Origin of the sequence: Streptomyces sp. NPDC057565 (assembly GCF_042801455.1) — a bacterium.
Lineage (GTDB): Bacteria > Actinomycetota > Actinomycetes > Streptomycetales > Streptomycetaceae > Streptomyces > Streptomyces yanii.
The window spans coordinates 1-12217 of the sequence record NZ_JBHVFU010000112.1; the positions used below are offsets into that span (position 1 = coordinate 1).

Here is a 12217-nt window from a genome sequence, read left to right on the forward strand (position 1 = left end):
CGGTGCACCGCCGCCGATGACGAACGGCTTGATCCCCGCAGCCTTCAGCTTGCCGACCGCGGCAAGCAGGTCGTCCCACTTCTTCGGAGCAGTGGTGATGCCCGCCTTCTCGAAGGCCGCCTTGCGGTAGTAGATCTGCCAGGTCTGCGAGTTGGTGGGCAGCTGGTAGATCTTGCCGTTGAAGCTGTTCGCGGTCGGGTTGGCCCAGTCCGCCAGTTCCTTCTTGCTGAACTGAGCGAGCTTGCCGCCCTCCGCCAGTCCGGCAGGGTCGATCGCGACCATGATGTCGGGAAGTGCACCGGTCGAGTCGAGCTGGCGCGCGTACTCGTTGCGCTGCTCGGCACTCGGCGCGACGAGTTTCTTGATCTTCACCCCCGGCACCTTGGCGCTGGTCCTGGCGATGATGTCGTCCCAGTACGAGGCGGTGAGGTTGGGGGTCTCGAAGGTGAGCAGGCTCAGCGTCACCTCACCGCCCGAACTGTTCCCGTCCCCGCCTTCGCTCCCGCCGCCGACGGCACAGCCTGTCAGTGCGACCAGGCCCAATGCCGCGGTCATCGCGACCCAGTTGGCCCGCTTGCTCATCGAACCCCTGCTTTCCTTGCTGGTCGAACCCACCGGGGGTGTCGTTCGACGCAATTAGGTTAAGTAAGTTTCTTGTCAATATTGCTGTTGGGGCGTCAATGTAGATAGCGTGAGGCTGTGAGTCAAGACATGCGTAAAACCCAGCGCAGCGCGGCTCCCGCAGGCCGTGCGGGCGATGCCCACCTGTTGCGCAAGCTCAACCTCGCAGCCACGGTGCGGGCCTTCCTCGACGCCGCGTCGCTGACGGTCAGCGACGTGCGTAAGATCGTCGGAGTCTCCCGCCCCACCGCCGAGGAACTGGTGGCGACGCTGCTGGACCAGGGCTTCGTCCGTGAGGCGCTCGACCGTCCCAACGGCGAGCGGTCCGCGGGACGGCCGGCCCGGCGCTACGAGGTCGTGGCCGAGAACTTCGCCGTCGTCGGAGTCGACATCGGCGCCCACAAGGTGGCCGTGGTCGTCTGCGACCTGCGCGGGAACGTCGTTGCGGTGCGCAGACGCAGCGTCGACTCCGGCCTCGGGTCGGCCGGGCGCATCGGGGCGGCGGCGCGTCTGGTCGAGGCGACCGTCCGGCAGACCGGGACGAGCTGGGAACACATCCGCTCGGTGGCCTGCGGCATCACCGGCGTGGCAGCCAACGGCTCGGAGGTCAAGGACATCCGCACCGTTCCTGCGGGCCAGGACCTGGACGTCTACTCGCTCCCGGGCTTCGACAAGATCGACGTGGTCTCCGAGGTGTCAGAGCGCTTCAAGCGCGACGTGCTGGTCTCCAACGACATCTACCTCGCAGCGGTGGCCGAGCAGTGGCAAGGCGCCGCCGCCGAGGCACGCGACCTCGTCTACATGCACGCCGGCCGCCGACTCGGGGCCGCGATCGTCATCAACGGGCAGATCCACAACGGACGCCGCGGTCTGGCGGCGTCCGTCGGTTCCATGAAGATCCTGGGGTGGGCCGACGCGATGGCGCAGCTCGACCGCGAGAGCCGCAAGCTCGCGGGCTCGACCGCCGAGGAGTCCACCAGCGACGACGTCCGGGCGCTCTTCGAAGCGGCCGCGAACGGCGACCGCACTGCCGTGCGCACCGTCGACCGCGTCGCCGAGGCCCTCGCCCTGGGCGCCTCCATCCTGGTCCACGCCGTCGACCCCGACCTCGTCGTGCTCGGCGGCGGCCTGACCCGCGCGGGGGACGTGCTCACCGGTCCGTTCGAGCGGCACCTGGCCACGACCTCCCTCAACTCGCCGGAGTTCCGCGTGTCCCTGCTCGGCGACGAGTCCGTCGCCCTCGGCGCCGCCCGGCTGGCCCTCGACGATCTCAAGGCGCGCCTGCTCGCAGTGCAGGCCTGATCCACCCCCTCTCACCGCACCAAGGAGTCACCGAATGATCGAGCCCGGACGCGTTGCCGTGCCCGCGCCCACCGCCCCCGTGTCCCTCTCCGGCCTCGGCGGGACCGAGACCACGACAATGGTCCTGCTGCCGCGGGCGGACGGCCTGCCCGACATCGGGTGGATAGGGCTTTCCCTGGCAGCGACGGACGTCCGGTCCCTGACGATCCCCGCCTCGGTCGAGACCACGGCCTGGAACTCCTGGCTGATCGGCTCACCGGTCAGCATGCTCCCGGAGCACGCGCGCGGCTACCTGGGACGGCCTGCGCTGCTCGGCCACCGGGTCGGCCCCGAAGGCCCCGGGAGCGACTGGTCCACCGCGTTCGGTCCCGGCGCAGTGCGGTGCGACGACCGCTCGCTCGTGGTCCAGGCCACCGACGAGGCAGCGGGACTCGAACTGCGCTTCGAGGCCGAAGCTGTCCAGGGGGGAGGACTCCGCCTCCGGCACCTGTTGACCAACGCCGGCACCGGCCCCTACGTGGTCGACGCGCTCGAGGTGGTCATCCCCGTTCCGACCGGCGCGGGCGAGATCCTCGACTTCACCGGGCGATGGGCCCGCGAGCGGCAGCCCCAGCGCCGTGCCCTGGCGGACGGGCAGTGGGTCCGGGAGCACCGCCGCGGCATGCGCATCCTCGACGGCACCGGTCTGATCGTGGTCGGTACCCCTGGCTTCGGATACGGCGACGGTGAGGTGCTCGGTGTCCACCTCGCCTGGAGCGGCAACCACCGGTATGCCGTCGAGCAGCTCAGCTCCGGCACCGCCGTCGTCCGGGCCGGCGAACTGCTGCACCCGGGCGAGTTGGTGCTCGCTGAGGGCGAAACGTACGCGATGCCCTGGGTGCATGTGGCCGCGTCCGCGCGCGGGCTCGACGGCCTGGCGGACGCCACCCATCAGTACGTCCGGTCGCTCGCGGCCCATCCGTCCCCGCCCGCACCCGTCATGTTCAACCCGTGGGAGGCGGTCTACCTCGACCACGACCTCGACACACTTGCCGCGCTGGTCGACATCTCGGCCAGGCTGGGCGCCGAGCGTTTCGTACTCGACGACGGGTGGTTCGCGGGCCGCAAGTCCCTCGACGACGGCTTGGGCGACTGGACCCCGGACCCGGCGGTGTGGCCGGACGGGCTGGCACCGCTTGTGGACCGGGTGCACGAGAAGGGGATGGAGTTCGGGCTCTGGTGGGAGCCTGAGGCCGTTAACCCGAACTCCGCGGTCTACCGCGACCACCCCGACTGGATCCTGCGCACGGGCGACCGGTCACCCGTGCTGGAACGCAACTGCTACCTGCTCGACCTCAGCCGGAAGGACGTGCGGACACACCTGCTCGACGCCTTCGACCGCCTGGCGGCGGCGCACCCGATCGACTTCGTCAAGTGGGACCACAACCGCGACCATATCGACGGCGGTGACACACGAGGCTCCGGCCGGCCCGCGTCACGGCGGCAGACCCTTGCCTTCCGCGAGCTCCTCGACGAGCTGGCCCGCCGCCATCCCGGCATCTCGTGGGAGAGCTGTGCCTCGGGAGGCGGCAGGATCGACCTGGACGTGCTCGAGCGAGTCCAGAGCACCTGGACCTCCGACGTCACCGATCCGCTGTCCCGCCAGCCGATCCAGCACTGGACCGCCCAGCTCGCCCCGCTGGAGTACCTGGGCGCTCATGTCGCCGCGCCGGTCTCCCACCAGACCGGCCGGACCAGCACTCTGGACTTGCGCGCGGCCACGGCCTTCTTCGGCCAGTTCGGCGTCCAGTGGGACCTCACGAAGGTGCCGGTCCACGAGCTGGACCGCCTTGCGTGCTGGATCGGCCTCTACAAGCGGCACCGCACGCTCCTGCACACGGGGCGGCTGACGCGTGTCGAACTGCCCGACGGTCTGCTCGCCCACGGAGTGGTCGCCCGCGACCGGTCGGAGGCGCTCTTCTCCTACGCCCAGCTCGACGAGATAGTGCCCGTGCCACCGCGGCTCCGCATCCCGGGACTCGACCCGGACCGCACCTACCGCGCCTCGCTCGTCACTCCCACCGACCCGTCGGTGACCTGGGATGTCACGGGCATCCAGGCCTCCGGCGCGGCGCTGGGAGCACTCGGGCTGCCGGGTCCCGCGCGGGCACCCCAGAGCGCGGCACTGGTCCACCTGCGCGCCCTCTGATCCGGCCATGGCACCTCGGGACCGCATGACGTTGCGCATGCGCTACCCGCTTCACGCGTCGTGGTGCTGGCCCGGTTTCCGGATGCCATCCGGGAACCGGGCCAGAGCGGCCTCCAGACCCAGGCCATCGGGATGCGGCAAAGACATCTCAGGCAAGGTCGGCCATTCCGCTTCCGGGGCAATCGCCATGAGGTGAAGACTGGGACGGGAGAGGCGCTGCGTACCGAGTGGGCGGCACCCTGGGGGCAGGGCGTGGCGCTCTGCCCCCAGGGTGCTCAGCCAACCCCGGCGGCGAAGACGTGGATCAGCGACACCACCGCGACTGACTTGATCCACAGGTCTTGGCTGTTCCTCCGCCTGGAACACGGGACAGTGCTGCACAGCCCAGGGTCAGTCCGATCCCGTTTGCGCTGTTGGAGTGATTCACCGGTCGTCGGAGCCTGTACCGCCGGTGAGTCCTGTGTCGGTGATGGTCAGGGGAGCGAAACTTCTGGGGCGACGGTGGACACCTCACGAAGGTGAATGACTGACGGCCAGCCAGGCCAAGAGGGGCGGCTGTGGAGGACCGTGAGCGGCCACCCGGCAGGAATATCGCGGACCGGTCGGAGGGGTTCGGTGAGCGGCTCCTGGGGCTGCTGCTGGACCGGGCGCACGAGATGCCGCCGCAGTTGATCGCTCCGATGATCGCGGAAGAAGTGGCCAGCATCGATGGCCGCGAGGTCTCGATCCTCCTGCAGGACTATGCCCGCGAGCTGCTGGTGCCACTGCCGGGCCAGAAACTCATTGTCGGCGAACCTCAGGAGATCACTGCCTCTCCGGCCGGTACGGCGTTCCTGCGAGCCACCCCCGTCGAGGTCGCACAGGCAGACGGCGTCCGGATGTATCTGCCGTTGCTGGACGGCAGCGACGAGGTGGGAGTGCTGGCCCTCACCCTGGACACCGTCGATGATGACGACCGGAGGCTGCTGCGGCGGCTCGCCAGTCTGGTCGCCGACATTCTGGTCACCAAGCATGCCTACACCGACCGGTTCTTCCAGGCCCGCCGCCGCGAACCGATGAGCGTGGCCGCGGAGATGCAATGGTCCCTGCTGCCCCCGCTGACCATGTCCGTGCCACAGGTCGCGGTGGGCGGAGCCGTCGAGCCCGCATACGACATCGCCGGCGACAGCTTCGACTACGCCCTGAACGACAACATCCTGCACGCAGCCGTGATCGACGCCATGGGCCACGGCCTGGACGCCGCCACAATGGCGACCGTCGCCGTCGGCGCCTACCGGCACGCCAGACGTGCCGGCATCAGCCTGCCCGAGACGTACCTGTATATGGACCAGGCCATCGCTGAACAGTTCGGGCCCGACCACTTCGTCACCGCGCAGATGATGAACCTGGACATCACCACCGGCCTGTTCCAATGGGTCAATGCGGGCCACCCCGTACCGCTGCTGATCCGGGAAAAGCAGGTAGTGCGCCAGCTGGAGAGCCGGACCACCCTGCCAGTCGGCCTCGGCGGTGAACGCCCGTCCATCAGCCAGCTCCAGCTCCAGCCCGGCGACCGGGTGCTGTGCTACACCGACGGGGTGATCGAGGAACGGGACGCAGACGGACAACCCTTCGGCGAGGAACGGCTCATCCGCTGCGTCAACCGAATCGAACACGTGGAAGGAGGAATGCGGGCCGAGGCACACCGGCTCTCCCAGGCCCTGAAACAGGAACGCGGCGAGCACACCAGCGATGACGCAACCCTCTTCCTCATCGAATGGCGCGGGGACGCCGCCGACGTTTCACTTTTCGCGTAGTGGGTGATCGGGTTCCTGCAGATCGCGCTCGAGATCTCGCCAAGCCCGCCGGCACGACAGGGGATCTCAGGCCGCCGGGGGCGGGGCGAGGTGGGCGACAGCGCGGTGACTGAAAGCGGGAGTCCCTGCCGGTGGTGACAAGAGATGCCACCGGCAGGGCTCGCCATTCCGATCGGTCCTAAACCTTGGTGAAGGTCCAGGACTGGAGGGGCGCGGCCATGATGCCCAGGGAGATGACCTTGGCGCCGTTGGTGGCCGACTCCGCGGTGATCATCTGGGCGCTGGCCGTCGTCGCCACCAGTGAGTAGCCGGTGGCGGCGGTCTGCCAGAGCGACCAGCGCTGGGCGGCAGTCGACGTGCAGGCGGTCTGGATGATCGCCTGACCCCCGGTGTTCGAGCCGGTGGAGATGGCGACGCAGAGTCCGCTGTGGACGCTCTTGAGTGTGTAGGTGTTGTTGGAGTTGGCGGTGATGACGAACTTCTGGTCATCGCCGGAGTGCGGGCTGTCCACGGTGAGCTGGGTGCCGTCGGTATTGGTCAGGGGGATGCCGATGGCTTTGCCGCCGGTGTTGAGCTGGTAGGTGGCTCCGGACTGGATGACCGGTGCGTAGACCTCGAACTCGTTCAGCGAGTAGCCGTAGCCGGTGGCGGGGGCGGTGCCCCGCATGCGGACGTAGCGGCCGGTGCCCGTGAGCCCGGTCAGGTCGTCGATGCCGCCGTCACCCGTGGTGGTCGCGTAGACCGTCGTCCATGTGGTGGCGTCGTCGGAGATCTGGATGAGGTAGCCCTTGCCGTACGAGTTGTCCCAGTGCAGCTTCACCCGACTGACCGGCTTGGGGATGCCGAGGTCGATGGTGATCGACTGGTCGTCGCCGCGGTGGCTGGACCAGCTGGTGGTGTAGTCGCTGTCCACGGCGTTCGCGCCCGCGACGCTGCTGTCCTCGCTGCGGGTCTCGGTGCTGGAGACGGTTACGGGCCTGCCTGCGGCGACGTTGCCCTGCTGGGCGTCGGTCGGCCAGGCCGGGTTGCGGCCGATGGTGTTGATCACTGTGGTGAAGCTCGACCACGGGGTGACCAGCTTGGGTGAACCCCAGGTCTGCTGGGCCACCATGCGCAGGCCGTTCTTGATGTCGTCGGCGACGCGTTCCTGGGTGGCGGTGTCGCGGTCGCACCAGACGTGGAGCTTGGTGCCGAGGTTCTTGGACTTCGAGGCGTCGGTGATGGTCTGGTTGCCCTGGAACAGGTCGGGGTTCCAGGTGTCATAGCCCCATTGGCTGCCCGGTCCGCTTGGTCCACCCCCGCTGAGAACGTAGTAGGTCGGGCTCCAGCTGTCGTTGGAGATGAGGTGCCCGTTGTCGATGTGCTTCTGCGGTGAGGAGCCGAGGTTGTACCAGAATTCGAGGACGATGTTGGGGTTGACCGTGACGGCGGTGCCGCCGCCCACTCCGTCATTCCACGCGCGGGTGGTCTTGCCCGCGGCGCGGACGATGTCGTTGGCCCAGTTGATGAAGCCGAGGTAGACGTCCTTGCCGGTGGCGTTGGCGCCGTAGGTGTCCTTGGCGTACTGCAGCAGCTGCGGGTACTGGCTGTAGCTGCCGACGCGGTACTCGTCGGCGCCGATGTGGAAGTACGGGCCGGGGAACAGCGCCAAGTACTCCTCGTAGAGGTCCTTGAGCAGCTTGTAGGTCCCGGGCTTGCTCAGGTCGATGAACTCCTGCTGTGGAGTGCCGGTGCTGGTGACCAGCCGCAGATCGGGGTGGACATTCAGGATCTGGCGCACGTGGCCGGGCGCATCGATCTCCGGGACAACGGTGATCTTGTACTTGGCGGCCAGTGCGATGATGTCCTTGACCTCCTGCTTGGTGAGGTGCTCGTAGGACACGATCTCCGGGTGCGAGGTGCTTTCTATCCTGAAGCCCTGGTTGTCGGACAGGTGCAGGTGGAAGTAGTTCATTTTGAGGTAGGCGAGTTCCTTCACGTGGTCTTTGAGCCACTGCGGGGTGAAGTACTTTCGCCCGACGTCCACCATGAGTCCGCGCTCGGGCTTGAGCGGCCAGTCCCGGGCTGTGCCCTGCGGGATCGATGTGCTCTGCTTGAGCAGTTGCAGGATTGTCCGGGTGCCGTAGAAGGCGCCTCGGTCGTCCCGGGCGGTGATGGTGATCCTGTCGGTGACCGAGAGGGCGTAGCCCTCGGTGCCCAGGGCGGTGTCGGTGGAGCCGAGGGACAGGAAGATGTCACCGGCCCGCAGGCTGGCGGTGGTGCCGATGACCTGGGTGACGGGGTAGCCGTTCAGATCCCGCAGGTCGTCGGCGAAGACCTGGCTGGTGGTCGCCAGCGCCCTCGCGTTCGCGGCGGCGCGGACGATCCTGGTGGCGCTGGAGTAGGTGAACGACCCGTTGCCGCCGGTCCACTCCTGCAGCGCGGGAATCGTCTGGGGTTTGGGGTTGGGCGTGGTCTGCGCGCTTGCCGGGACGATTGCCACCGAGACCGTGGCGGCCAGCCCGATGAGAACGGCGAGCACAATGCGGGAAAGAGACAGTAAGGGCTTCATCTCGGTTCCTTCGGAGGGGCGATCAGGCCACGTGGGACGGCGGCTTGGAATCGTGTCGCGTCCGGTGGCGGTAAGGGACCCCCATCGCCGGGCAGGCCCGCCGCTGCCGCCCGGCGCAGGCGGGCGGCGGGCCGCCATCTGTCCGGAGCCGTCGGAGCGGTGGGGAGGGGGGAAGTGCATGGTGTCTGTGTCTCCTGTCAGTCGGGCAGACTGCCCGTCAGGTGGACGGGCCGTCCGGGGCGGTCGGTCGTGCGAGCCGGGTGCCTTCCGTAGAGGGGCACCTTTCGTGGGGGATCAGGGTCCGCTTCGGTGGTCCGATTCGGTGGTCCGCTGTGGCGCGAATCAGAGGTCTAGACCTCTTAGGTTTTAGCGTTCCCGTCAGGTCCAGGTCAAGGAATAGCCGTGGCGGGTTCGCGCCTGTCGAGGGGAGACCACCGCCGCGAGATGCGCTCGCGCGGCGGCGGACCGTTTGGGTGCGCGGGCCAGGGCAGGCTGAGGAAGCCGGCGGCCGCGCGTGCGGGGAAGGTCTCAGACGACCGAGAGCGCGAAGACGCAGCCCCTCGGAAGAGTGCCGGTCGAGGGCAGCTCGACCGCGCCGATCCGCGCGCCCTGCCGCAGCGCGATATCCGTCCGTCAGAAGGTCACCGGCTGCGCGATCCGACCGGACGGGTCGTTGTTGTACGCCAGAACGGCCGCCGCCCGGGCGCCCGTTGACGACGACGTCGTGTACGAGTCGTCCACCCGCAGCGTGTACGACGCGCTCGTCCCGTCGGCATGGTGGACGGTGCCGGTGCCGCCCTGCGCGCCGTAGGCGGCGGCCGACTGGACGGCGAGCGTGGTGCCGCTCGCCGTCCAGTCGGATCAGCTGCCCGGTGGCGGGTGCGTTGTCCGGCTTCCCGGCGGCCAGGTCCGGCTATCGGAAGACGGTGCCTTCGTGACCCCTCCACCCACCGACCTGGGCGCCCGCACGCACGTGCGCCATAGTCAACGCCCCGGCCGCATCGAGCTCCCGCAGCCGCGCAACCAGCACCGGCCAGTGTCCTGCCGTCGCTGTTGATGACCCGCATCAGGTCGTTTCCCGCCGAGAAGGTCACCAGCCCGCCGGTGGACGGCGCGGCGATGCCGTAGTGGGCCCCCACGCATGTGTGTTCATGCGGCGATGCCAGGAAGCTCCGTCACGCAGGACATCTGCTTCCCTCCGCCGGACAAAAGCGGGCTCACCGGCCGCCGGGGCGGCAGGACGAGGGTGCGCAGTGCTGGTAGCGCCGGAAGACCGTGGCGAAGTACTGGGAGGAGGAGAAGCCGAGCGCGTGGGCGACCTCGGTGACCGTGACCGAGGGGTCGTCCTCCAGCCAGGCCCGGGCCCGGTCGGTCTTGCGGCGCAGCAGGTAGTCCTTCGGGCTGGTGCCGGTCGCCTGTCGGAACGCCTCGTAGAAGTGGCTGGTCGACAGGCCCGAGACCGCCGCGAGCTCGGCCGCGTCGGCCGCCTCCGCCAGGTGTGCGTCGATCCACGCCAGGGTCCGGGTGATGCTCCGGTGCACAGGGCCGGGACCCGGAGAGCGGGCAGCCCCCATCGTCGCGGCCAGGTCGCACACAAGGGCGGCAAGGACGTGCTGCAACCGCGCGTCGGCAAGCCAGTCCCGCCTCCCGGCTGCCAGGTCGAAGGCCCGCCGCAGCTCCCCGGCCATCTCCGGGGAAACGTCCCACACCAGCGACACGGGCGGATCGGCCAGCAGCGACACCGCCCGGTCCAGGCCCGCCGCCCTCTCCTCCCTCGTGCCGCGGCGGCGGGCGATGAGCCAGGTCAGTTCACCGCGGGCCTGCGCGGTGGTCCCGGTCAAATACACGCTGCCCGGCGGCACACACAACACTTGCCCCGGACTGACTTCCCGCACCCAGCCATCGACCTCGAAGGCGAACGAACCCCGGCCCGGCAGCGCCAGCACCACCAGCGAGCAGTGTCGCTGCACCGGCAACGGCTCCTGCGCCCGCAGATACCGGTACCGACCCAGCACCACCAGCGGCTCCAGCCCCCGGCCCGCCAGATCCACCATCGTCCGCTCCTCGGTCGCCGCCAGATCAACGGCATCACTGCAGGCCGGTGGGACAGGCGGGACGGACACGGCAGGCGGGACGGACACGGTCAGAATCTACGGCGGAAGAACCCGAACGCCCAACCCCCGGGCCCGGTCCCACCATCGTCGGCATGACCACAGCACCGCAGCGCACCCGCCGGGAAACCTTCACCGACGACGGCTACGCGCCCACCGGCCCCCTGCTGACCCCCGACGAGGTCGACACCTACCGCGCCCTGTACGACCGGTTTTTGAGCGGCGACATCGACGCCAGGGACAAGCGCTCCGACCTGGGAGCCGGCTCCGGCACCCCCAGCGGCGCCACCGAGAACATCACCCAGATCATGTGGCCCTCCGCCCTCCACCCCCAACTCCTCGACATGCCCCTGCACGAACGGGCCCTGGCCGTCTCCCGAGAACTGGCCGGCGACGACATGGTCCTGGACTTCGACATGCTCATCGACAAAGCCCCCCACACCAACACACCCACCCCCTGGCACCAGGACGCCGCCTACTGGGTCGACCTGCCCGACACCCGCGCGGTGTCCATCTGGGTCGCCCTCGACCAGGCCACCGTCGACAACGGCTGCATGTGGTACGTCCAAGGCTCCCACCACACCCCCATCCGCCCCCACCGCCCCGCAGGCACCGGAGGCGGAGCCATCGAATGCGTCTGCTCCGAAAACGAACCCGGCGCCACCCCCGTCCCCCTCCACCCCGGCCACGCCATCGCCCACGCCGGAGCCACCCTCCACTACTCCCGCGGCAACACCACCGGCAGCCACCGCCGCGCCTACATCCTCAACTACCGCTCCGCCGCCATGATCCAGGTCGAACGCGACCACGGCATGGACCACGGCCTCAGCAACAACCAACGCACCGTCCGCAACACCGGCGCAGCCGGCTGAACCACCGCACACAGCCCCGGGGCCGCCACCTGGCACCGGGGCCGACACCACGCCCGCACCCGGCCGCACCGGGGCCGACACCACGCCCGCACCCGGCCGGACCGACAGTGAGTTCCCGATCGCCCTCACCGTTCCTGGGCAGTGAGCAGGAGTGAGTCCTGGCTCACCGGCACGCCCCGAACGGTCTTGGGCGCACTGGTCCTCCGCTTTCGCCTCCCGGTCGGCGACGCATCTCCCGTATGCGTTCCGTTCCAGGCGGGCGGAATCCCTACGACCTGGCCATGTGGGCGTGGCCGGAGGCGACGGGGAGGCCCCGAACCATCTCTCCGGTGATACGGGGGCCCCGATCGCTGACACCACACCCGGCGTCCCAGATCGCACCGAGAACGTTACCCACACCCCGCCGGGCATGCCCGCAGCTCATCGCGCCGGTCACCCCATCGTGCCCATGTTCGCCAAAACGATGTGTCTGCCCAGCAGTTGTGAACACCTGCCGAGGGGCGGCCGAACACCCGCGCGTGGGAATCGGACACCCGCACCCTGGCTGCAGGAGGGGCGAGGGCTACCTGTTCGAGCGACTCGCGCGACACGCCTGCAGACATCCACGTCAGCATGAATACCTCAGCCGACATCACGGCACTACGCCGCAGCGGTGGCGATTGGACGACGCTCCCTCGGTCACCGGATCAGACATCCCATGCCGTTTGACGTCAAGTGGCATGGGGGTGTGCGTGGTGTGACCAGGCGGTCGCTTCGTCGTAGGGGGTGCGGGTCTT

The 12217-nt window shown here is 69.0% G+C and carries 9 protein-coding genes; 5 read left to right on the forward strand and 4 right to left on the reverse strand.

From position 1 onward, the window contains the following. On the reverse strand, window positions 1-582 hold a 582-nt coding region (locus tag ACFU8W_RS50675; protein ID WP_384052616.1), incomplete at its 3' end, for an ABC transporter substrate-binding protein. A 129-nt stretch (window positions 583-711) separates the two neighbouring features. On the opposite strand from ACFU8W_RS50675, the gene ACFU8W_RS50680 reads away from it, so the two are divergent. Then, window positions 712-1923 carry an ROK family protein gene (locus ACFU8W_RS50680; protein ID WP_384052617.1) on the forward strand — a complete coding sequence of 404 codons (1212 nt, stop codon included), beginning with the start codon at window positions 712-714 and terminating at the stop codon, window positions 1921-1923. A gap of 34 nt (window positions 1924-1957) precedes the next feature. After that, window positions 1958-4111 (forward strand): alpha-galactosidase, encoded by a 2154-nt coding sequence (locus tag ACFU8W_RS50685; protein WP_384052618.1) that lies wholly within the window; start codon window positions 1958-1960, stop codon window positions 4109-4111. Window positions 4112-4162: 51 nt separating this feature from the next. Here ACFU8W_RS50685 and ACFU8W_RS50690 read toward each other — a convergent pair whose 3' ends face one another. After that, window positions 4163-4300 carry a hypothetical protein gene (locus tag ACFU8W_RS50690; protein WP_384052619.1) on the reverse strand — a complete coding sequence of 46 codons (138 nt, stop codon included), beginning with the start codon at window positions 4298-4300 and terminating at the stop codon, window positions 4163-4165. 368 nt (window positions 4301-4668) lie between these two features. On the opposite strand from ACFU8W_RS50690, the gene ACFU8W_RS50695 reads away from it, so the two are divergent. Next, complete coding sequence (locus ACFU8W_RS50695) at window positions 4669-5907, forward strand: PP2C family protein-serine/threonine phosphatase (protein ID WP_384052620.1); 1239 nt, start codon at window positions 4669-4671, stop codon at window positions 5905-5907. Between the two features lie 178 nt (window positions 5908-6085). Here ACFU8W_RS50695 and ACFU8W_RS50700 read toward each other — a convergent pair whose 3' ends face one another. Further along, window positions 6086-8458, reverse strand: a complete 2373-nt coding sequence (locus tag ACFU8W_RS50700) for a family 20 glycosylhydrolase (RefSeq protein WP_384052621.1) — start codon at window positions 8456-8458, stop codon at window positions 6086-6088. A gap of 514 nt (window positions 8459-8972) precedes the next feature. On the opposite strand from ACFU8W_RS50700, the gene ACFU8W_RS50705 reads away from it, so the two are divergent. Further along, window positions 8973-9269, forward strand: coding sequence for a hypothetical protein (locus tag ACFU8W_RS50705; RefSeq protein WP_384052622.1), 297 nt, complete (start codon window positions 8973-8975; stop codon window positions 9267-9269). 406 nt (window positions 9270-9675) lie between these two features. Here ACFU8W_RS50705 and ACFU8W_RS50710 read toward each other — a convergent pair whose 3' ends face one another. Continuing rightward, window positions 9676-10512, reverse strand: a complete 837-nt coding sequence (locus tag ACFU8W_RS50710; protein WP_384052623.1) for a helix-turn-helix domain-containing protein — start codon at window positions 10510-10512, stop codon at window positions 9676-9678. 152 nt (window positions 10513-10664) lie between these two features. Between ACFU8W_RS50710 and ACFU8W_RS50715 the strand changes: the two genes are divergently transcribed. Continuing rightward, a complete protein-coding gene (locus tag ACFU8W_RS50715) occupies window positions 10665-11441 on the forward strand; it encodes a phytanoyl-CoA dioxygenase family protein (RefSeq protein ID WP_384052624.1) in 777 nt (258 codons plus the stop codon). The last annotated feature ends 776 nt before the right edge of the window (window positions 11442-12217 follow it).

Bases quoted from the DNA above. Each gene is read 5' to 3' on its own strand.
- ACFU8W_RS50680 (WP_384052617.1), top strand. From the start codon at position 712: ATGCGTAAAACCCAGCGCAGCGCGGCTCCCGCAGGCCGTGCGGGCGAT.
- ACFU8W_RS50685 (WP_384052618.1), top strand. From the start codon at position 1,958: ATGATCGAGCCCGGACGCGTTGCCGTGCCCGCGCCCACCGCCCCCGTG.
- ACFU8W_RS50690 (WP_384052619.1), bottom strand. From the start codon at position 4,300: ATGGCGATTGCCCCGGAAGCGGAATGGCCGACCTTGCCTGAGATGTCT.
- ACFU8W_RS50700 (WP_384052621.1), bottom strand. From the start codon at position 8,458: ATGAAGCCCTTACTGTCTCTTTCCCGCATTGTGCTCGCCGTTCTCATC.
- ACFU8W_RS50710 (WP_384052623.1), bottom strand. From the start codon at position 10,512: ATGGTGGATCTGGCGGGCCGGGGGCTGGAGCCGCTGGTGGTGCTGGGT.
- ACFU8W_RS50715 (WP_384052624.1), top strand. From the start codon at position 10,665: ATGACCACAGCACCGCAGCGCACCCGCCGGGAAACCTTCACCGACGAC.